This is a genomic window from Streptomyces sp. NPDC034111 (assembly GCF_055575375.1).
The window spans coordinates 135,696-155,866 of record NZ_JBVIST010000017.1 but is presented as its reverse complement, the minus strand read 5'-3'; the positions used below and the strand labels follow the sequence as shown (position 1 = coordinate 155,866).

Sequence of the window (20,171 nt, the reverse complement as noted above, 5' to 3'; positions counted from 1 at the left end):
GGCCCCGGCCGACGGAATATCGTGGAGGAGCGGAGCCGGACCGGCTCCCGCCACCACTCCACACCGACCACGCGCAACGTAAGGACGGGCCCATGACCCGCGTGATCGCCGGTACGGCCGGCGGCCGCCGCCTGGCCGTACCCCCGGGAAACGGCACCCGCCCGACCTCCGACCGGGCCCGCGAGGGCATGTTCTCCACCTGGGAGTCACTGGACGGACCGCTGGCCGGCGCCCGGGTGCTCGATCTCTACGGCGGCTCCGGCGCGGTCGGGCTGGAGGCCCTGTCCCGCGGCGCCGCGCATGTACTGCTGGTCGAGGCCGACGCCCGCGCGGTGCGCACCATCCGGGACAACGTCCGCACGGTCGGCCTCCCGGGCGTCGAGGTCCGGCCCGGCAAGGCCGAGCAGACCGCCGCCGCACCGGCCCCCGGCGAGCCGTACGACATCGTGTTCCTGGACCCGCCGTACGCGGTCACCGACCAGGATCTGTGCGAGATCCTGCTCACACTCCGTGGTCAGGGGTGGCTAGCGGAGCAGGCACTCGTCACCGTGGAGCGGAGCACCAGAGGCGGCACGTTCCCATGGCCGGACGGTTTTGAAGCGATCAAGGCCCGTCGCTACGGCGAGGGGACGCTTTGGTACGGTCGCGCCGCTTCGACGTCCGCCGCACCGACGTCAACAAGCGTGTCATGACCGGATCGGAGAGCGAGGAACCGAAGTTGCGCCGCGCCGTCTGTCCGGGGTCCTTCGACCCCATCACCAACGGGCACCTGGACATCATCGCCCGGGCCTCCAAGCTGTACGACGTCGTCCATGTCGCCGTGATGATCAACCAGTCCAAGAAGGGGCTGTTCACGGTCGACGAGCGGATCGACCTGATCCGCCGGGCCACCGCCGAGTACGGCAACGTCGAGGTCGAGTCCTTCCACGGTCTGCTCGTCGACTTCTGCAAGCAGCGCGACATCCCCGCGATCGTCAAGGGGCTGCGGGCGGTCAGCGACTTCGACTACGAGCTCCAGATGGCCCAGATGAACAACGGCCTCTCCGGTGTGGAGACGCTGTTCGTCCCCACCAACCCGACCTACAGCTTCCTCTCCTCCAGCCTGGTCAAGGAGGTCGCCGCCTGGGGCGGCGATGTCTCCCACCTGGTCCCGCCGTTCGTCCTCGAAGCGCTCACCGAGCGGCTGCGCAAGAAGGACTGACGCGCCACGGCGCACCGCGTGTGATGCCGAACTGACGGATCGTCAGTCGGTGTCGGGCGAAGGGCTCGTGGACGTACAGTCGATCCGTTCCGTCGTTCCAACCCTCAGAGAGTGGCGAGTCCAAGGTGGACGTGCAGAAGAAGCTCGACGACATCGTCGCGACCGTCGCCGGCGCCCGGTCCATGCCCATGTCGGCCTCGTGCGTGGTCAACCGCGCCGAGCTGCTCGCCATGCTGGAGGAGGTGCGCGCGGCGCTGCCCGGCTCCCTCGCGCAGGCGCAGGAGCTGCTGGGCGGGCGGGAGCAGATGGTCGAGGAGGCGCGGGCCGAGGCGGAGCGGATCATCGAGTCCGCACACGCCCAGCGCGGTTCGCTGATCTCCGACACCGAGATCGCCCGGCAGTCCCAGGAAGAGGCGGACCGGATCCTCGCGGACGCCCGCCGGGAGGCGGAGGAGATCCGCGCCGAGGCCGACGACTACGTCGACAGCAAGCTCGCCAACTTCGAGGTCGTGCTCACCAAGACCATCGGCTCCGTCGACCGCGGGCGCGAGAAGCTGCTCGGCCGCGGTCCGGGCCTCGACGAGCAGGGTTACCCCGACGAGGACGGCACCGAGGTGCCGGAGCGCAGCGCCGACCCGGAGACCCTCAGGCAGCGCGCGGACGCGTATGTGGACGCAAAGTTCGGGGCGTTCCAGGCCGTGCTCACCAAGACGCTGGAGGCGGTCGGCCGGGGTCGCGACAAGCTCCAGGGCGCCCGGGCGATCGATGAGCTGGGCGCGCACCTGGCCACCGCCGGCGACCCGCAGACCGGCATGCCGCAGGCCGACGCCGACTACCTCGCCGAGCTGGCGGGCATCGGAGCCGACCAGGTCCCGCAGGCCCCCCAGGCACCCCCGATGCCCCAGGTACAGCCCCAGGAACACCAGCCGCTCCAGCCCCAGCAGCCGGCCTACTACGCCGACCCGGCGGCCTACCAGCAGCAGGACGTCTACGGCTATCAGCAGCCGCAGCAGGTGCCGCAGGACCAGTACACCCAGCACCAGGATCCGTACGGCTACGACTGGCAGCAGCAGGCCCAGGCTCAGCAGCAGGCGCAGCAGCAGGGGTATGACCCCAACGCCTACCTCCAGCAGCAGGTGCCCCAGCAGCCCCAGCACGCCCCGCACGAGCACACCGCGCAGCCCGGTGCGCTGGACGAGACCAGCCTCTTCGACACCAGCATGATCAACCTGGATCAGCTGCGTCAGTACGAGGAGGGGCGCCAGTAGGCGGTCCGGCGGCCGGAACCGCTCGCTGCCCGGGAGCGGATTGGGCCTATCGGGGCCCGTCCAGTATCCTGGCTCTTCGGTCGCGCGTATATCCGCGATCTCTGCTGCCCGGAATTCCATGGATGGAACAAGGGCGGCGCGAACCCCGTAGAAAGCAGGAAGCCATCAACGCCCGCCTCGACCACCGCTCCCCTCTCGTGTTCGACACACGTGAGCTGGGCCGGCGTCCCGGTGCGCTCAAAAGGGTCTCCCGCTCCGTCGAGGCCCCCCGGGACCTCGGCAACGAGGTGATCGGCGTGCCCGAGGGCGCACCGATCGAGCTCGACCTCCGCCTGGAATCGGTCATGGACGGGGTGCTTGTCACCGGTACCGCCCGTGCAACGGTCAAGGGGGAGTGCGTAAGGTGTCTGGAGCCGCTGGAGCGAGAGCTCGACGGCGACTTCCAGGAGATGTTCGCCTACCCCGACGCCGACGCCAGGGTCCATGACAAGGACGCGGGCGACGACGCCGAGGACGAGGAGGACACCCTCTTGCTCGAGGACGACCTGTTCGACCTCGAACCCGTGCTGCGTGACGCGGTGGTGCTTGCACTGCCGATGCAGCCGGTGTGCCAGGACGACTGCCCGGGCCTGTGCTCCGACTGCGGAGTGCGGCTGGCGGACGACCCGGACCACCACCACGACGCCGTCGACATCCGTTGGGCGGCACTGCAGGGACTCGCCGAGACCGTCAAGGACGGCGAGAAGGACAACGCACCCCGCGTCGGCGGGGATGAACCTCAGGAGAAGTAGCCGTGGCTGTTCCGAAGCGGAAGATGTCGCGCAGCAACACGCGCCACCGCCGGTCGCAGTGGAAGGCTGCGGTCCCCACCCTGGTGGCGTGCGAGCGCTGCCACGAGCCGAAGCAGCAGCACATCGCGTGCCCGAGCTGCGGCACCTACAACAAGCGCCAGGTCCTCGAGGTCTGAGCGGCTGGTGACAGGCACTGTGTCTAGCCCCAAAAAGGCGGAAGACGCCCATGCGACTCCCCGCAAGCGCGGGGAGGAACCGACTCCGGCGGACACGGCCTCGTCCCACACGCTTCTGGAAGGGCGGCTCGGGTACAAGCTCGAGTCCGCCCTTCTGGTGCGTGCGCTGACGCACCGCTCGTACGCATACGAGAACGGCGGTCTGCCCACCAACGAGCGACTGGAATTCCTCGGGGATTCGGTGCTCGGCCTGGTGGTCACCGACACGCTGTACCGCATCCACCCCGACCTGCCGGAAGGCCAGCTGGCCAAGTTGCGGGCCGCGGTGGTCAACTCGCGTGCACTCGCCGAGGTGGGCCGCGGGCTCGACCTCGGTGCCTTCATCCGCCTCGGCCGGGGCGAAGAGGGCACGGGCGGCAGGGACAAGGCATCCATCCTCGCCGACACCCTTGAAGCGGTGATCGGCGCGGTCTACCTCGACCAGGGCCTCGACGCGGCCGCCGAGCTGGTGCACCGGCTCTTCGACCCGCTCATCGAGAAGTCCTCCAGCCTGGGCGCGGGCCTGGACTGGAAGACCAGCCTCCAGGAACTCACCGCGACCGAAGGCCTCGGCGTCCCGGAGTACCTGGTCACCGAGACCGGCCCCGATCACGAGAAGACCTTTACTGCTGCTGCCCGCGTCGGTGGTGTCTCGTACGGCACCGGCACCGGCCGCAGCAAGAAGGAAGCCGAGCAGCAGGCGGCCGAGTCCGCATGGCGCGCGATCCGCGCCGCGGCGGACGAGGCGGCCAAGGCGGCGGCTTCCGGCGACGGTGCGTCGCCGGTGGCCGAGGACTCGGCTTCGGCAGTCGGCGACAGCCCGTCGTCGGCGCACTGAATCACTCTCTCTGACCCCGTACAGGGCGGCCGTGCGCCGTCCCGTACGGGGTCAGACGGTTCTTCCGCCCGGCCTCCGTGCGCCGGCCCGTCGTTCCCAAGGAGCCTTCCGTGCCCGAGCTGCCCGAGGTCGAGGTCGTACGCCGTGGGCTGGAGCGCTGGGTCAGCGGGCGAACGATCGACGCCGTCGAGGTGCACCATCCGCGCTCGATCCGCCGGCACACGGCCGGTGCGGCCGACTTCGCGGCCCGGCTCAAGGGTCTGCGCCTCGGGGTGGCCCGCCGGCGCGGCAAGTACCTCTGGCTCCCGGTGACCGGCGGCACCCCGGCGGCCCAGACCGCCGCCGAGGGCATCGCCCCGATCGTCACGCCCTCGGTCACCCACGGACTGGCGATCCTCGCCCACCTCGGCATGAGCGGCCAGCTGCTGGTCCAGCCTCAGGACGCCCCGGACGAGAAGCATCTGCGCATCCGTATCCGCTTCGCCGATGCCCAGGACACCGAGCTGCGCTTCGTCGACCAGCGCACCTTCGGCGGCCTCTCGCTGCACGACACGGTCCCGGGCGACGCCGATCTGCTGCCCGACGTCATCGCGCACATCGCCCGCGACCCACTCGATCCGGCCTTCGACGACGCCGCCTTCCACGACGCGCTGCGCCGCCGCCGCACCACCATCAAGCGGGCGCTGCTCGACCAGACGCTGATCAGCGGGGTCGGCAACATCTACGCCGACGAGGCGCTGTGGCGCAGCAGGCTGCACTACGACCGGCCCACCGCCACCTTCACCCGCCCGCGCACCGCCGAACTGCTGGGCCACGTACGTGAGGTGATGAACGCGGCGCTCGCCGTCGGCGGCACCAGCTTCGACAGCCTCTACGTCAACGTCAACGGCGAGTCCGGCTACTTCGACCGCGCACTGGACGCCTACGGCCGCGAGGACGAACCCTGCCGCCGCTGCGGCACGCCCATCCGCCGGCGGCCCTGGATGAACCGTTCCAGCTACTTCTGCCCCCGCTGCCAGCGGCCGCCGCGGGCCTGAGCGCGGTTTTCCGGCCCCGGCGCGGGCGGCGGCTCACTCTGCGGCGTGCCGGGTGTCGTACCGCTCCCGGGCGGCCATCACCTGCGGCATCCGGTCCTCCACCAGGTCGATCAGCAGCCGTAGCTGGCGGGCGACCTGGAGCCCCAGCTGCGTCAGCGCGTAATCCACCCGGGGCGGGTTGGTCTGCTGTGCCTCGCGGTGCACCAGGCCGTCCCGCTCCAGCGCGTGCAGGGTCTGGGCCAGCATCTTCTCGCTCACCCCTTCGACCCGGCGCCGCAGTTCGTTGAAGCGGAAGGTGCCGTCGAGCAGCGCGCCCAGGGTGAGGCTGCCCCATCGGTCGGTGATGTGCTTCAGCGCGTCACGGGAGGGGCATGCGCGCGCGAACACGTCATAGGCCAGGTCGTCCGTACAGCCGGGGGCGGGCTCCTGGGCCGAATGCGGAGTGGTCTTGGTCGCCATACGGACACCATACCTCCGCACAGCGCTAACCAATGGGTTGCGCTTTCTAAAAGTTAGTGCTTCTCTTTCTCTCGTCGCCGTACCCGGCGTTCCCGGGGCCAGTCCGCCCCGCGGCTCCGTGACCTGGAGGAATACCCCTCATGACCAGCCCTGCCCTGCCCGCCCCCGTCGTCTCCGTCGCCTACCACTCCGGCTTCGGCCACACCGCCGTTCTGGCCGAAGCGGTGCGGTCCGGTGCCGCCGACGCGGGCGCCACCGTCCACCTGATCAAGGTCGACGAGATCACCGACGCCGAGTGGGACCAGCTCGACGCCTCCGACGCGATCGTCTTCGGCTCGCCGACCTACATGGGAACCGCCTCCGGAGCCTTCCATGTCTTCGCCGAGGCGACCTCCGCGCGCTGGGCCACCCGCGCCTGGCAGGACAAGCTCGCGGCGGGCTTCACCAACTCCGCCTCGAAGAGCGGCGACAAGCTCCACACGCTTCAGTTCTTCACGGTGCTCGCCGCCCAGCACGGCATGAACTGGGTCGGCCTCAACCTGCTCCCGGGCTGGAACTCCTCCACCGCCTCCGAGAACGACCTGAACCGGCTGGGCTTCTTCCTGGGGGCCGCCGCCCAGTCCCCCAACGACCAGGGCCCCGAGGGCGTCCACAAGGCCGATATCGCCACCGCCGAGCACCTGGGACGCCGGATCGCCGAGCAGGCCCGCATCTTCACAGCCGGCCGCGCCGCCCTCGCCGCCTGATCTGCGCCCCACCAACCGCCGGAAGGCCACCTGCCCGCGCCGCCCCGTGATCCGTCACGGGGCGGCGCGGGCGTGCGGCAGCGCCGGTGTCACACGGCGGGACGGCCGCTCAGAAGCCGAAGTCCTGGGTCCACCAGGGGCCGCCCTGGCCGAAGTGGGCGCCGACGCCGAGGGTCTTGTACTCGCAGTTGAGGATGTTGGCGCGGTGGCCGGGGCTGTTCATCCAGGAGTCCATGACGGACTGGGCGTTCGCCTGGCCGCGGGCGATGTTCTCGCCGCCGAGGTCGGTGATGCCCGCGTCGCGGGCGCGGTCCCAGGGGGTGTCGCCGTCCGGGTCGGTATGGCCGAAGAAGTCCCGGGCCGCCATGTCGTCGCTGAACTGCTGAGCGAGCGAGGTCAATTCCTTGTCCGCGGTGACCGGGGAACAGCCGGCCTGGGCGCGCTCCTGATTGACCAGGGACAGCACCTGGTCCGCCGCGGATGACGGGGCGTCGGGCGTCCTGGACGCGGCCGCGGTCGGGCGGGATGCGGCGGAGGAGGCGTCGTCCGTGGGCTCGGGAGAGGGGTGCGAACCGGGCTGCCGGGCGGGGGATTTGGCGGGCCGGTGGGGAACGGGGGACGTCGTGGGTGTGGTGGGGGAGGAGGGGCGGGCGGTCTCCGGCGCGGTGGGGCGGGCGCTGCCGCGGCTCACCGGGTCCGTGCGGTCCGCCGGGGACGCCGGGAGGCTGCCCATCGGCGCGGTGGCCTCCGGCAGGGCATCGGCGCGCACGCGGTCGTGGTCGCCGCCCGTACCGCCGTCGAACTGGCCGTGGCCGGGGATCAGTCCGGAGGCGGCCGCCACCGCTCCCATCGCCACCGCGGCGGAGGCGCCGAGCAGTCCGGTGCGTACGGGGGCCATGCCGCGCCCGCGCGCCGCACGGTGCGAGCGGGGCCGGGTGGCGGAGGGCGGTGCGCCGGGCCGGACTGCCGTCGGGGCGTCAACAGGCCCCGCACCGGGGGGTACGGGCGCGGGGAGAGCAGAGCGTCGATGGCGGCCCATCCGCTGTCTTCCTTCCCCCGGTGCAAGCACCGGCTCCACTGGAGCGGCTACCGCCGCATGGCCTTCTTCGGCGTCAAGGTGGCTCACCCGAAAGGGTGAGCCTCGTTGTCGGGGGACTGTACGCCATGGCGAAGGGGGGCAGCGTGCTCGCTGAGCAATTGGCCGGTTAACGTGCACACATGAACGAAGAAGTCCGTGTAACCGCATGGGTGCGGGGCCAGGTCCAAGGCGTCGGGTTCCGCTGGTTCACCCGCGCAAACGCCCTTCGCATCGGCGAACTCGCCGGGTTCGCGGTCAATCTCGGTGACGGCCGGGTCCAGGTGGTCGCCGAGGGCCCCAAGGACCGTTGCGACCAGTTGCTGGAGTGGCTGCGTACCGGAGACACGCCCGGGCGGGTCGATGGCGTCACTGAGATATGGGCCACGCCGCGGGGCGGTTACGACGGCTTCGAGATCCGCTGACACGGACCGCGGGAAGCGTCCGTACGGCCGATGAGGGCGATCTTTCCGGTGCGTCTTTGTCAGCTGCTTACGGGAGATAAGGCCTGGTGGTTGCCAACTCGGCCGACCCGTGCAAGGCTGCGGCTGTACGGATGATCTCTACGCCCCCGCGGGACCTTTCTGGGGAGTCGGCGCAGCGCCCTCGCGGCCGCGCACTCTCAGGTGCCCGAGGATACGGGGCGTGATCGTGTTGACCGTCAAACCGTTTGGTGAGACTCTGGAATCCCCGCGCACCTTAGCTGTTTGGCATTGAGTACACCAGGAATGACAAGCACCGCGGGTGCGAATCCCTCACGACCCACACCGCTTCGGTCGGTCACTCATTGTGGAGGACCATCCATCATGGCAAAGGCGCTTCTCGGTTACGTCGGCGGCTCCGATCCCCGAGTCCTCTCCGAGATGCGACGGCTTCAGCAGCGCGTTCAAGACCTTGAATCCGAACTTATCCGGATGCAGGCCGAGAACGACATGCTGTCCGCTGCCGCACGTCGCGACGAGTCGGTGCTCGACATCGACGTACCCCAGGCGGAGCCCGCGCTCACCTGACCCTCACCCCAGGGCCGGTAGGGCTGCTCGCCAGCCGCTTGAGGCACCGCCCTCTTCAAGATCTGCAAGGGACGCTTCGGCGTCCCTTCGTCGTTTCCCGCTTCTTCGTCTTTCCGGCATTTATTGCGCGTCATACGGCCACTTGCGCGGTGCCGCCCCTCTCTTACCGCATGATGTGCCCTGCGCTTTCCTCGGTGAAACCGAAAATGAACGCCGCGGTATACCCCGGGGCCGTACGGGGCCGTGGCCGGCCCGGAATGTTGGGGCAGCCCGCCGAGGGGCGGCCGGTAGAGTCCAACGGCGTGCACCTCAAGAGTCTGACCCTGCGAGGCTTCAAGTCCTTCGCCTCCGCCACGACGCTCCGGTTCGAACCGGGCATCACCTGCGTCGTGGGCCCCAACGGATCCGGCAAGTCCAACGTCGTGGACGCGCTCTCCTGGGTCATGGGCGAGCAGGGCGCCAAGTCACTGCGCGGCGGGAAGATGGAGGACGTCATCTTCGCCGGGACGACCGGGCGGCCGCCGCTCGGCCGCGCCGAGGTCTCGCTCACCATCGACAACTCCGACGGTGCACTGCCGATCGAGTACGCCGAAGTCACCATCACCCGGATCATGTTCCGCAACGGCGGCAGCGAGTACCAGATCAACGGGGACACCTGCCGGCTGCTCGATATCCAGGACTTGCTCTCCGATTCCGGTATCGGCCGGGAGATGCACGTCATCGTCGGCCAGGGCCAGCTCGACTCCGTACTGCACGCCGACCCGATGGGCCGCCGGGCCTTCATCGAGGAGGCGGCCGGCGTCCTCAAGCACCGCAAGCGCAAGGAGAAGGCGCTGCGCAAGCTGGAGGCGATGAAGGCGAACCTCGCCCGCGTCCAGGACCTGACCGACGAGCTGCGGCGCCAGCTCAAGCCGCTGGGCCGGCAGGCCGCGGTGGCCCGGCGCGCCGCCGTCATCCAGGCCGATCTGCGCGATGCCCGGCTGCGGCTGCTCGCCGACGATCTCGTCACCCTGCGCCGGGCGCTCGCCGCCGAGATCGCGGACGAGGCGGCGCTCAAGGAACGCAAGCAGGCCGCCGAGCAGCGGCTGCGCACCGCCCAGCAGCGGGAGGCGGCGCTGGAGGAGGAGGTCCGTGCCCTCACCCCGCGGGTGCAGGGGGCGCAGCAGACCTGGTACGAGCTGTCGCAGCTCGCGGAGCGGGTGCGCGGCACCATCTCGCTGGCCGAGGCGCGGGTTAAGAGCGCCACGGCGGCCCCGCCCGATGAGCGGCAGGGGCGCGACCCGGACGACATGGAGCGGGAGGCGGCCCGGATCCGCGAGCAGGAGGCGGAGTTGACCGCCGCGCTGGAGGCGGCGAGCCGGGCGCTGGAGGACACCGTCGAACACCGCGCCGCGCTGGAGCGCCAGTTGGCGGACGAGGAGCGCCGGCTGCGGGACGTGGCCCGGGCCATCGCCGACCGGCGCGAGGGCCTGGCCCGGCTGAGCGGGCAGGTCACCGCCGCCCGCGGCCGGGCCGCCTCCGCGCAGGCGGAGATCGGCCGGCTCGCCGAGGCCAGGGACGCGGCCCGGCAGCGGGCGGCCGCCGCTCAGGAGGAGTACGAGCAGCGCAAGGCCGAGGTCGACGGGCTGGACGCGGTGGACGAGGAGAGCACGGCGGCGCACGAGGCGGCCCGTGCGGAGCTGGCGGAGGCGGAGTCCGCGCTGACCGCGGCCCGCGAGGCGCTGACCGCGGCCGAGCGCAGGCGCGCCGCGACCGCCGCACGGCACGACGCCCTGGCGCTCGGACTGCGCCGCAAGGACGGTACGGGTGCCCTGCTGGCGGCTGCCGGCCAACTCAGCGGGGTCCTCGGCCCGGCCGCCGAGCTGCTGACCGTCACCCCCGGCTTCGAGATCCCGGTCGCGGCCGCCCTCGGTGCGGCCGCCGACGCGGTGGCCGTCACCGGCCCGGCCACCGCCGCCGACGCCATCCGGCTGCTGCGCAAGCAGGACGCGGGACGGGCGGCGATGGTGCTGGGGGACACCCGGAGCGGTGCCACCGGCGGCGGAGACAGTGGTACGGGGCGGGTACCGGGGCCTGCGCGGGCTGTGGACGACGGTGTGCCCGCGGCGGCTGCCGAGGCTGAGGAGTCCGCTGAGGTCGTTGGCGTAGTGGCGCGGGCTGGGGCTGATGGGGCCAGTGGTGTCACCGGGGCTGGTGGTGCCGGTGATGGAGGGCGGGCGCCGGAGGCCGCGGAGCCCGTCATCCATGCCGTGCCGGGGCCCCGCTCCGCGCCCGTACCGGCCGGTGAACTGGTCCAGGGGCCCTCGGAATTGACCGCCGCGGTGGCCCGGCTGCTGCGGGACGTCGTGGTGGTCGGGACGCTGGAGGACGCCGAGGACCTGGTGGCCGCCCGCCCGGAGCTGCTGGCCGTGACCGGCGAGGGCGATCTGCTCGGGGCGCACTTCGCCCAGGGCGGTTCCGCCGGAGCGCCGAGTCTGCTGGAGGTGCAGGCGTCCGTCGACGAGGCGGCGGCCGAGCTGGCGGAGCTGGCGGAGCGCTGCGCGGAGCTGGCCGAGGCACAGCGCTCCGCGGCCGAGCGGCGTACGGAGTGTGCCGCGCGGGTCGAGGAGCTGGCCGAGCGGCGGCGGGCGGCGGACCGGGAGAAGTCGAAGGTCGCTGGGGACCTGGGACGGCTGGCCGGGCAGGCGCGGGCCGCCGCCGGCGAGGCAGAACGTTCCGCCGCGGCCGCCGCCAGGGCCGAGGAGGCGCTGGTGCGCGCCACCGAGGAGGCCGAGGAGCTGGCCGAGCGGCTGGCGGTGGCCGAGGAGGAGCCGGGCGTCGGCGAGGAGGAGCCCGATACGTCCGTACGGGACCGGTTGGCGGCCGACGGGGCCAATGCCCGGCAGACCGAGATGGAGGCCCGGCTCCAGGCGCGTACGCACGAGGAGCGGGTGAAGGCGCTCGCCGGTCGGGCGGATGCGCTGGACCGGGGGGCGCGCGCCGAGCGCGAGGCACGGGCGCGGGCCGAGCGGCGGCGCGCCCGGCTGCGGCACGAGGCGGAGGTGGCCCGGGCCGTGGCCTCCGGTGCCCGGCAGCTGCTGGCACACGTCGAGGTGTCCGTCGTACGGGCCGAGGAGGAGCGCGGTGCCGCGGAGCGGGCCAAGGCCGAGCGGGAACAGGCGCTGGCGGCCGAGCGCACCGCGGCCCGGGAGCTGAAGTCCGAGCTGGACAAGCTGACCGACTCGGTGCACCGGGGCGAGGTGCTGGGCGCGGAGAAGCGGCTGCGGATCGAGCAGCTGGAGACCAAGGCGCTGGAGGAGCTGGGGGTGGAGCCGGCCGCGCTGACGTCGGAGTACGGGCCCGAGCAGCTCGTACCGCCGTCGCCGCCCGCCGAGGGTGAGGTGCTGCCGGACGATCCGGACGATCCGCGCAACCAGCCGGTGCCCTTCGTGCGGGCCGAGCAGGAGAAGCGGCTCAAGGCCGCCGAGCGGGCGTATCAGCAGCTCGGGAAGGTGAACCCGCTGGCGTTGGAGGAGTTCGCGGCGCTGGAGGAACGGCACCAGTTCCTCAGCGAACAGCTTGAAGACTTGAAGAAGACCCGGGCCGATCTGCTCCAGGTGGTCAAGGAGGTCGACGAACGGGTCGAGCAGGTCTTCACCGAGGCGTACCACGACACCGCGCGGGAGTTCGAGGGCGTCTTCGCCCGGCTCTTCCCGGGCGGTGAGGGGCGGCTGGTGCTGACCGATCCGGACGACATGCTGGCGACCGGGGTGGATGTGGAGGCGCGTCCGCCGGGCAAGAAGGTCAAGCGGCTCTCGCTGCTGTCGGGCGGCGAGCGGTCGCTGACCGCGGTGGCGCTGCTGGTGTCGATCTTCAAGGCGCGGCCCAGCCCGTTCTATGTGATGGACGAGGTCGAGGCGGCGCTGGACGACACCAATCTGCAACGGCTGATCCGGATCATGGAGGAGCTTCAGGAGAGCTCCCAGCTGATCGTGATCACGCACCAGAAGCGGACGATGGAGGTCGCGGACGCGCTCTACGGGGTGTCCATGCAGGGGGACGGCGTCTCGAAGGTGATCAGCCAGCGGCTGCACTGACCCCCGGGCCCCACCGGTGTACCGCCCGAGGCCCGCAGCGGCTGACTGCGCGGCGTGCCCAACACGGCATCAGTTCTAGATCAGTTCACAACTTGAACGAACGGTGGTTCGGGTTACCGGGAAACAAATCCATCACGTCCTATTGACTTCGAAACTTGAAGGCATAGTCTCTGCAACGTTGCTTTTACCTTCAAGTGGTGGGTACCCCCAACCTATGCACCACTAGAAGTGCCAGCCCCCTACGCCCGGCAGCGCAGCCGGGCCACTGGAGTTCACGTTGACCAGCACCGCGCAGCCCACGGTCCCGGAAGGCCGTAAGGCCCACCCCGAGCACCTCGGCCATGTCATCTTCATCACCGCGGCTGCCGCGATGGGCGGCTTTCTCTTCGGATACGACAGTTCCGTCATCAACGGCGCCGTCGAGGCGATCCGCAGCCGGTACGAAGTCGGGTCCGCCGTACTCGCCCAGGTGATCGCCATCGCGCTGATCGGCTGCGCCGTCGGCGCCGCCACCGCCGGCCGGCTCGCCGACCGGATAGGGCGCATCCGCGTCATGCAGATCGCCGCGGTGCTGTTCACCCTCAGCGCCGTCGGGTCCGCCGTGCCGTTCGGCCTGGTGGACCTCGCCTTCTGGCGGGTCGTCGGCGGCTTCGCCATCGGTATGGCCTCGGTCATCGGCCCGGCCTACATCGCCGAGGTCTCGCCGTCCGCCTACCGTGGCCGGCTCGGCTCCTTCCAGCAGGCCGCGATCGTCGTCGGCATCGCCGTCTCCCAGCTCGTCAACTGGGGCATCCTCAACCTCGCCGACGGTGAGCAGCGCGGCAAGATCGCCGGGCTGGAGGCCTGGCAGTGGATGCTCGGCGTGATGGTCATCCCCGCCGTCCTCTACGGTCTGCTCTCCTTCGCGATCCCCGAGTCGCCGCGCTTCCTGATCTCCGTCGGCAAGGTCGCCCGCGCCAAGGAGGTGCTGGCCGAGGTCGAGGGCCACACCGTCAACCTGGACACCCGCGTCGCCGAGATCGAGGACGCGATGCACCGCGAGCACAAGTCGACGTTCCGGGACCTGCTCGGCAGCAAGATGGGCTTCCTGCCGATCGTCTGGGTCGGTATCGGACTCTCGGTCTTCCAGCAGCTGGTCGGCATCAACGTCGCGTTCTACTACTCCTCGGCGCTGTGGCAGTCCGTCGGCATCAACCCGCAGAGCTCGTTCTTCTACAGCTTCACGACGTCGATCATCAACATCGTCGGCACCGTGATCGCGATGGTCTTCGTCGACAAGATCGGCCGTCGCCCGCTGGCCCTGATCGGCTCGGCCGGTATGGCCGTCTCGCTCGCCCTGGAGGCCTGGGCCTTCTCCGCCAAGACCGCGGCCGGCACCCTGCCGGCCACCGAAGGCACCGTGGCCCTGATCGCCGCCCACGTCTTCGTGCTCTTCTTCGCCCTCTCCTGGGGCGTCGTGGTCTGGGTCTTCCTCGGCGAGATGTTCCCGAACAAGATCCGCGCCGCCGCACTGGGCGTCGCCGCCTCCGCGCAGTGGATCGCCAACTGGGCCATTACGGCCAGCTTCCCGAGCCTCTCCGACTGGAACCTCTCGGGTACGTACGTGATCTACACATTCTTCGCCGTGCTCTCGATCCCCTTCGTGCTCAAGTTCGTGAAGGAGACCAAGGGCAAGGCGTTGGAGGAGATGGGCTAACCCCCCCGCCAGTCCTTCTCCTCAGTTCTGGGTACTGCCTCGTGGGTCACAGGGACCTGTGGGGCAGTACCCCTTTTTGTGCCTCCCACGTTTTTGTCTGTCCCGTCGTGGTGTCGTCTCACCGTTGCGCCTGCGGCGGGCGGGGCCGCTGCGCGGGGCTGTCGGGTGCGGTGACGGACCTCCGGGGCAGGGTGTCCGGACTGCTTCGCTTTACGTCCGGACACCCTGCCCCTCCGGCCCGTCCCCTCCCGTGGGTGGGGGAAAGAAGGCCGTGGGGGTGCCCGTAAGTGGGCGGGTGCACGCTCATGGATCCAGTCACAGCAACGGGACACGCAACGCCCGCCCCCACTCAGGTTTCCCACCCACCACGGGAGGGGCCGCGCCGCAGGACGAAGTCCGGAGGAGCGGCACCGCACCCGACAAACCCACGCCCGCCGCGTGGGGGTACCTCCCACGCCCTTCAGGCAGTGGGGGAGCAACGGCGAACAACCACCACGGCGGGACAGCCGACAACGTGGGATGGCAAGCCAAGGCGCCGCGTACGAAACGTCCCCCTCCGCCAAGGAAGTTGGCGAAGGGGGACGTTGGGCGACGTTACGTCAGTTCGCTAGGCCCGGGAGCGGGTCAGCTCACCTCGACCGGCTGCCGGGTCTCGGAGGCTTGCTCGGCCGGGGCCGTCTCCTTGGGGGCCGGCAGTATGGCGAAGACCGCTGCGGAGAGCGCGATCGTGGCGGCCCAGCCGAGGCCGTTCTCGCCGATCCAGGTGGTGGCCAGCGGGCCGGTGAACCACTGGACCTTGGTGAAGCACAGGCCCGCGGCCAGCGCGACCGCCCAGGCGGTCATGGCCTGCCAGCAGAAGCCGCCGGTGTACCAGTAGCGGCTGGTGCGGCCGGTGTCCATCAGGCCGTCGGCGTCGTAGCGCACGGCCAGCTTGCGACGGCGGGCCATGTCGATGCCGTAGACGCCGATCCAGGCGGAGAAGGAGACCGCGAGCAGCGTCAGGAAGGCGATGAACTGGCCGATGAAGTCCTTGGCCACCAGCATCATGAACAGGCCGCCGACCAGGCTGATGACGGCGTTGATGCTGACCGCCAGGGCGCGCGGCAGCTTGACGCCCATGGTCTGCGCGGTGAAGCCCGCGGAGTACATCGACAGGCTGTTGATCAGCATCATGCCGATCAGCGCGGTGATCAGGTACGGGATCGCGATCTCCCGCGGCAGCACCTGGCCGAGGAACGACATCGGGTCGGTGTTCTGGTTGGCCAGCGACGGGTTCGAGACGGCCATCACGCCACCCATGGCCACCATCGGGATCAGCACCAGGGCCGCACCGGAGACGGTGGCCCCGACGATCTTCTTGCCGGAGGCGGAGTGCGGAAGGTAGCGCGCGAAGTCCGGTCCGGTGGGGACCCAGCTGATACCGCCGGCGGCGATGGTGCCGATGCCCGCGATCATCAGGGCGGCGTCGCCCGGCGACTTGTGGAGGATGGCGTCCCACGGCGCCTTTGCGATCAGGTAGACGAGTACGACGACGCTGATCGCGCTGAAGAGGTACGTGGAGTACTTGTTGCAGACGTTCAGCGCCTTGCGGCCCAGCCCGCTCACCAGGAAGGTGCAGGCGACGAAGCCGAGGAGGGTGACGACGACCAGCACGTTGTTGGCCTTGATGCCGAAGACCAGGTGCAGCACGGTCAGGATGGCGTATGCGCCGGTGACCGCGTTGATCGTCTCCCAGCCGAAGCGGGCGACCCACAGGATCGCGCCCGGGAAGTAGTTGCCGCGCACGCCGAAGGTGGCGCGGGAGAGCATCGCGCCCGGCGCGCCGCCCCACTTACCGGAGACCGACAGCAGGCCGACCATGCCGAAGGAGACGGCGGAGGCGATGGCGGCGACCGCCAGCACCTGCCAGAGGTTCAGGCCGTTGTTGATCACCAGCGACGCGCCCATGGTGAGCAAGAGCACACTGATGTTGGCGGCGACCCAGGTGGGGAAGAGCTCGCGGACCCGGCCCCGGCGTTCGTGGTCGGGTACGGGCTCGATGCCGCGGGTTTCCACGGCGCCTTCGGGGGTGGGAGTGGAAGCGGACGTGGTGCTGGTGCCCATGGGTGCAGGTATCTCCGTGCGGGGATCTGGTGGCACCCCCTGGGGAGGAGGTGCAGGCAGCGGCTGTGGTGCCTGACGGGAAATTGGCTGCCAGGACTCTACGCGCGTTGCGCGGCCGCCGACCATCGTACTTTGATCTAACTTCCGCCACTCTGCACCGTTGGATCCCTCGACGACGAAGAGTGTCGATCATGCTCTTCGGAGGGTCCAGTCGGGCCGTCCCGATCAGGCCGATGACGCGCTTGACCGGCACCGCGGCGCCGGATGGAGCGGTGGGTGCGGACCGCCGCACGGCCGTAGCGCGCTCAATCCGGATATGGAGCATCCAGGATTCGGCGCGTGCGGTCCGCACGCGGGGAGCGTGGCTGATACTGGAGGAGTTATGGAATTCGTCATCCTTGCCGTCATCATCGCCGTGGTCGTGCTCGGCGCGATCAGCGGGCTCGTCGTCAGCGGCCGCAAGAAGAAGCAGCTGCCGCCGCCCCCGCAGGCTGCCCCCAAGCCCTCCGTCACCGCGCCCCCCGCCGAACCGCACGTCGGCGAGGAGGCCGAAACCCCCCGCGACGAAGAACGTCGCACCATCGAAGAAGTCGTGCTGCCCACCGCCGAGGCCCCCGAGGCCGAGGCACCGGCCGCCGAGCCCGAGGTGCCCGTCGCGCCCGAGGTCGAGGTACCCGAGCCCACCGCGGGCCGGCTGGTCCGGCTGCGTGCCCGGCTCTCCCGCTCCCAGAACACCCTGGGCAAGGGCCTGCTGACCCTGCTCTCCCGCGAACACCTCGACGAGGAGACCTGGGAGGAGATCGAGGACACCCTGCTCACCGCGGACGTCGGCGTCGCTCCCACCCAGGAGCTGGTCGACCGGCTGCGCGAGCGGGTCAAGGTCCTGGGCACCCGCACCCCCGAAGACCTGCGCGAGCTGCTGCGTGAGGAGCTGCTCACCCTCATCGGCCCTGACCTCGACCGCACCGTGCACACCGCCAACGGCATCGGCAACGGCGGCGACGAGATCCCCGGGGTCGTCATGGTCGTCGGCGTCAACGGCACCGGCAAGACCACCACGACCGGCAAGCTGGCGCGGGTCCTGGTCGCCGACGGCAAGTCCGTGGTCCTCGGCGCCGCCGACACCTTCCGTGCCGCGGCCGCCGACCAGCTCCAGACCTGGGGCGAGCGGGTCGGTGCCCGTACGGTCCGCGGACCGGAGGGCGGCGACCCGGCCTCCATCGCCTTCGACGCGGTGAAGGAGGGCATCGCCGAGGCCGCCGATGTCGTCCTGATCGACACCGCGGGCCGGCTGCACACCAAGACCGGTCTGATGGACGAGCTCGGCAAGGTCAAGCGGGTCGTCGAGAAGCACGGCCCGGTCGGCGAGGTGCTCCTCGTCCTGGACGCCACCACCGGCCAGAACGGCCTGGTACAGGCCAGGGTCTTCGCCGAGGTCGTGGACATCACTGGCGTGGTGCTCACCAAGCTCGACGGCACCGCCAAGGGCGGCATCATCGTCGCCGTCCAGCGCGAACTGGGCGTCCCGGTCAAGCTCGTCGGCCTGGGCGAGGGCGCGGACGACCTGGCCCCCTTCGAACCGAAGGCCTTCGTCGACGCGCTGATCGACTGACGCCGCAGCAGGGGCATGCCCCGGCCGCTCCTCGGCCCCCGTACCGCGCACGCCGGGTACGGGGGCCGACGTCTGCCTCGGGCCGGACCGCGATGCCATGGACCGGCATGCTGGGGCCATGACATTACGAATCACTGCGCCGGAGAGGACCGGCACGGAACGGCTCCCCGACGGAAGGCTGCTGGGCTGGGCGGAGTGGGGCCCGGTGGACGGCGTACCGGTGCTGCTCTCCCCGGGGGCGGCCACCAGCCGGCGGCTGGGGTTCGGCGCGGAGGCCGTCGGCCTGCTCGGCGTCCGGCTGATCAGCCTGGACCGGCCCGGCCTGGGCGCCTCCTCGCCGGCGCCCCGGCGCACCTTCGCCGACTTCGCCGCGGATGTGCGGGAGTTCGCCGCCCGGCGCGGTCTGGAACGGCCCGCCATGGTCGGCAATTCGCAGGGGGCGCCGTTCGCCCTCGCCTGCGCGGCGGCGGAGGTGATCGGCGCGCTGGCGGTGGTCTCCGGGGCGGACGAGGTCGCCGACCCCCGGTTCGCCGAGGCGCTGCCGGACGAGCTGCGCCGGCTCGTCGACCTCGCGGTCACCGACCCCGACGCCGCGGAACGGCTCTTCGCCGGGTTCACCCCCGAGGCCATGTGGAACATGGTGCGGGCGGGCAGTCCCGACTGCGACCGCGCCGTCTATGAGGAGCCCGCCTTCGCCGCGGCCTACCGGGAGGCGCTGGCGGAGGCCTTCGCCCCCGGGCCGGCGGGCTATGCGCGCGACACCACGCTGGCCATGGGCCGGTGGGACATCCCGCTCTCCTCGATCAGGATCCCGGTGGACCTCTGGTACGGCGCGGAGGACACCGGCCACTCACCGGACCGGGGGGCCGGGCTGGCGCTGCGGATCCCTGGAGCCGTCCGGCACCTCGTGCCGGGCATCGGGGGCGCGGTGCTGTGGACCCACGCCGAGACCGTCCTGCGTACGCTCCTCGCACGCGCCCAGGGGCCGACGGCGGCCGGCGCACCGTGACCGGCCCGCAGGCTCACCCGCACAGCCGGGCGCAGACATACGCCAGGGTGCCCACGACCAGCCGCGCCTGCGGCGGGCGGTCCGCGGTGTCCAGGGCCGGCGGGCGCAGCCAGCGCATCGGGCCCCGCCCCGCGTGGTCGGACGGGGGCGCGGTGATGTGGTCGCCGGCGCCCAGGGGACGCAGGTCCAGGGCGGCGTCGTCCCAGCCCATCCGGTAGAGCAGATCGGGGAGTTCGGCGGCCGCGCCCGGCGCGACGAAGAACAGCGCCCGGCCGGTCGGGGTCAGGGCCACCGGCCCGAGCGGCAGGCCCATCCGTTCCAGGCGCGCCAGCGCATGGCGGCCCGCGGCCTCCGGTACGTCGAGGATGTCGAACGACCGGCCCACCGGGAGCAGTACGGCGGCGCCCGGGGTCTCCGCCCAGGCCGCGGCCGCCTTCTCCAGCGTGGCGCCGGCCGGCAGCTCCTCGCCGAGAGCCAGCGGATGCGCGCCGGGGGAGGGGCAGTCGGCGGCGCCGCAGGAGCAGTCCGTACGGCCGCTGCCCGCCCGGACCGCACGGGCGCCGGGGGCGACGTCCCAGCCCCACAGGCCGGTGTACTCCGCCACCGCCGTGATTTCGGTAGAGCGGGCGCGGCGCCGGGAGGCGGAACGCATCTCCCGGATGCCGCCGATCGTGAAGCCCATGCCCCCTCCAACGGGTGGTGTGTGTCAGTGGTTACGAGTCGGCGGGTTGACGACGGGCGCCCTGCACGCTCCGTCGACGGCTCGCGGGACCGGTGGCGTGGCGTGGTGTGCCGGGTGGTGCGATGCACGCCGCGAGCCCTTGCGTGCTCCGTTCCGCCCGGCCGCAGATGACCTGTGTCAAGTCAATCGCGAGAGCCGGCCGCGGAGTTCATTCGAAGGGGTGGCGAATGGTGGCGTTTCCGCGATCGCCCTCGCGAGGAGCGTGATCGTAGGATTACTTTCGGTGCACGAACCCCAGGGGCATCACCCGCACGGGTATGCCGGTGGCAACGCACCGGAGACCCCAGGCCAAA

18 protein-coding genes are annotated in these 20,171 nt (G+C 71.1%); 14 read left to right on the top strand and 4 right to left on the bottom strand.

What is annotated here, in order from left to right:
• Nucleotides 1–92: 92 nt before the first annotated feature.
• The 7 genes from rsmD to mutM all read left to right on the top strand — a co-directional run bounded on the left by rsmD (nt 93) and on the right by mutM (nt 5,350).
• Nucleotides 93–692, top strand: coding sequence for a 16S rRNA (guanine(966)-N(2))-methyltransferase RsmD (gene rsmD / locus ACZ55A_RS29360; RefSeq protein ID WP_468846208.1), 600 nt, complete (start codon nt 93–95; stop codon nt 690–692).
• Between the two features lie 26 nt (nt 693–718).
• Nucleotides 719–1,201: a pantetheine-phosphate adenylyltransferase gene (gene coaD / locus ACZ55A_RS29355; RefSeq protein ID WP_468846282.1), complete on the top strand. Its 483-nt coding sequence runs from the start codon at nt 719–721 to the stop codon at nt 1,199–1,201.
• Between the two features lie 125 nt (nt 1,202–1,326).
• Nucleotides 1,327–2,469, top strand: a complete 1,143-nt coding sequence (locus tag ACZ55A_RS29350) for an ATP synthase F0 subunit B (protein WP_468846206.1) — start codon at nt 1,327–1,329, stop codon at nt 2,467–2,469.
• A 122-nt stretch (nt 2,470–2,591) separates the two neighbouring features.
• Nucleotides 2,592–3,260 carry a YceD family protein gene (locus ACZ55A_RS29345; RefSeq protein WP_468846203.1) on the top strand — a complete coding sequence of 223 codons (669 nt, stop codon included), beginning with the start codon at nt 2,592–2,594 and terminating at the stop codon, nt 3,258–3,260.
• A gap of 2 nt (nt 3,261–3,262) precedes the next feature.
• Entirely contained in the window at nt 3,263–3,436 is a 174-nt protein-coding gene (gene rpmF, locus ACZ55A_RS29340) for a 50S ribosomal protein L32 (protein ID WP_003951102.1), read from the top strand.
• 7 nt (nt 3,437–3,443) lie between these two features.
• Nucleotides 3,444–4,313, top strand: a complete 870-nt coding sequence (gene rnc / locus ACZ55A_RS29335) for a ribonuclease III (protein ID WP_468846201.1) — start codon at nt 3,444–3,446, stop codon at nt 4,311–4,313.
• A 110-nt stretch (nt 4,314–4,423) separates the two neighbouring features.
• On the top strand, nt 4,424–5,350 hold the full coding sequence (gene mutM, locus ACZ55A_RS29330; protein ID WP_468846198.1) for a bifunctional DNA-formamidopyrimidine glycosylase/DNA-(apurinic or apyrimidinic site) lyase: 927 nt from the start codon (nt 4,424–4,426) through the stop codon (nt 5,348–5,350).
• Between the two features lie 33 nt (nt 5,351–5,383).
• Here mutM and ACZ55A_RS29325 read toward each other — a convergent pair whose 3' ends face one another.
• Entirely contained in the window at nt 5,384–5,809 is a 426-nt protein-coding gene (locus ACZ55A_RS29325; RefSeq protein WP_468846195.1) for a winged helix-turn-helix transcriptional regulator, read from the bottom strand.
• Between the two features lie 155 nt (nt 5,810–5,964).
• Between ACZ55A_RS29325 and ACZ55A_RS29320 the strand changes: the two genes are divergently transcribed.
• Nucleotides 5,965–6,555, top strand: a complete 591-nt coding sequence (locus ACZ55A_RS29320) for a flavodoxin family protein (protein ID WP_468846281.1) — start codon at nt 5,965–5,967, stop codon at nt 6,553–6,555.
• A 109-nt stretch (nt 6,556–6,664) separates the two neighbouring features.
• Here the strand turns inward: ACZ55A_RS29320 and ACZ55A_RS29315 are convergent, their stop codons facing one another.
• The gene (locus ACZ55A_RS29315; protein WP_468846193.1) at nt 6,665–7,594 is read right to left on the bottom strand and encodes a CAP domain-containing protein; all 930 of its coding nucleotides are present in this window, start codon (nt 7,592–7,594) and stop codon (nt 6,665–6,667) included.
• A gap of 179 nt (nt 7,595–7,773) precedes the next feature.
• Between ACZ55A_RS29315 and ACZ55A_RS29310 the strand changes: the two genes are divergently transcribed.
• From ACZ55A_RS29310 to ACZ55A_RS29295, 4 genes are all read left to right on the top strand, one after another.
• A complete protein-coding gene (locus tag ACZ55A_RS29310) occupies nt 7,774–8,055 on the top strand; it encodes an acylphosphatase (RefSeq protein ID WP_468846190.1) in 282 nt (93 codons plus the stop codon).
• A gap of 381 nt (nt 8,056–8,436) precedes the next feature.
• The gene (locus ACZ55A_RS29305) at nt 8,437–8,640 is read left to right on the top strand and encodes a hypothetical protein (RefSeq protein ID WP_033266895.1); all 204 of its coding nucleotides are present in this window, start codon (nt 8,437–8,439) and stop codon (nt 8,638–8,640) included.
• Nucleotides 8,641–8,942: 302 nt separating this feature from the next.
• Nucleotides 8,943–12,716, top strand: a complete 3,774-nt coding sequence (locus ACZ55A_RS29300) for an AAA family ATPase (RefSeq protein ID WP_468846187.1) — start codon at nt 8,943–8,945, stop codon at nt 12,714–12,716.
• Between the two features lie 277 nt (nt 12,717–12,993).
• A complete protein-coding gene (locus ACZ55A_RS29295; protein ID WP_468846184.1) occupies nt 12,994–14,412 on the top strand; it encodes a sugar porter family MFS transporter in 1,419 nt (472 codons plus the stop codon).
• 624 nt (nt 14,413–15,036) lie between these two features.
• On the opposite strand, the gene ACZ55A_RS29290 is transcribed toward ACZ55A_RS29295, so the two are convergent.
• Complete coding sequence (locus tag ACZ55A_RS29290; RefSeq protein ID WP_468846181.1) at nt 15,037–16,515, bottom strand: purine-cytosine permease family protein; 1,479 nt, start codon at nt 16,513–16,515, stop codon at nt 15,037–15,039.
• A 382-nt stretch (nt 16,516–16,897) separates the two neighbouring features.
• On the opposite strand from ACZ55A_RS29290, the gene ftsY reads away from it, so the two are divergent.
• Together ftsY and ACZ55A_RS29280 are read left to right on the top strand one after the other, a co-directional pair.
• Nucleotides 16,898–18,127, top strand: a complete 1,230-nt coding sequence (ftsY, locus tag ACZ55A_RS29285; protein ID WP_468846179.1) for a signal recognition particle-docking protein FtsY — start codon at nt 16,898–16,900, stop codon at nt 18,125–18,127.
• A gap of 118 nt (nt 18,128–18,245) precedes the next feature.
• Nucleotides 18,246–19,136 (top strand): alpha/beta fold hydrolase, encoded by an 891-nt coding sequence (locus tag ACZ55A_RS29280; protein WP_468846176.1) that lies wholly within the window; start codon nt 18,246–18,248, stop codon nt 19,134–19,136.
• A gap of 13 nt (nt 19,137–19,149) precedes the next feature.
• On the opposite strand, the gene ACZ55A_RS29275 is transcribed toward ACZ55A_RS29280, so the two are convergent.
• Nucleotides 19,150–19,818, bottom strand: a complete 669-nt coding sequence (locus ACZ55A_RS29275; RefSeq protein ID WP_468846173.1) for a bifunctional DNA primase/polymerase — start codon at nt 19,816–19,818, stop codon at nt 19,150–19,152.
• Nucleotides 19,819–20,171: the final 353 nt, after the last annotated feature.

Coding starts and splice junctions, on each gene's coding strand:
- ftsY (WP_468846179.1), top strand. CDS start 16,898: ATGGAATTCGTCATCCTTGCCGTCATCATCGCCGTGGTCGTGCTCGGC.
- ACZ55A_RS29315 (WP_468846193.1), bottom strand. CDS start 7,594: ATGGGCCGCCATCGACGCTCTGCTCTCCCCGCGCCCGTACCCCCCGGT.
- ACZ55A_RS29290 (WP_468846181.1), bottom strand. CDS start 16,515: ATGGGCACCAGCACCACGTCCGCTTCCACTCCCACCCCCGAAGGCGCC.
- ACZ55A_RS29345 (WP_468846203.1), top strand. CDS start 2,592: ATGGAACAAGGGCGGCGCGAACCCCGTAGAAAGCAGGAAGCCATCAAC.
- ACZ55A_RS29310 (WP_468846190.1), top strand. CDS start 7,774: ATGAACGAAGAAGTCCGTGTAACCGCATGGGTGCGGGGCCAGGTCCAA.
- ACZ55A_RS29325 (WP_468846195.1), bottom strand. CDS start 5,809: ATGGCGACCAAGACCACTCCGCATTCGGCCCAGGAGCCCGCCCCCGGC.
- ACZ55A_RS29275 (WP_468846173.1), bottom strand. CDS start 19,818: ATGGGCTTCACGATCGGCGGCATCCGGGAGATGCGTTCCGCCTCCCGG.
- rsmD (WP_468846208.1), top strand. CDS start 93: ATGACCCGCGTGATCGCCGGTACGGCCGGCGGCCGCCGCCTGGCCGTA.
- ACZ55A_RS29280 (WP_468846176.1), top strand. CDS start 18,246: ATGACATTACGAATCACTGCGCCGGAGAGGACCGGCACGGAACGGCTC.
- ACZ55A_RS29305 (WP_033266895.1), top strand. CDS start 8,437: ATGGCAAAGGCGCTTCTCGGTTACGTCGGCGGCTCCGATCCCCGAGTC.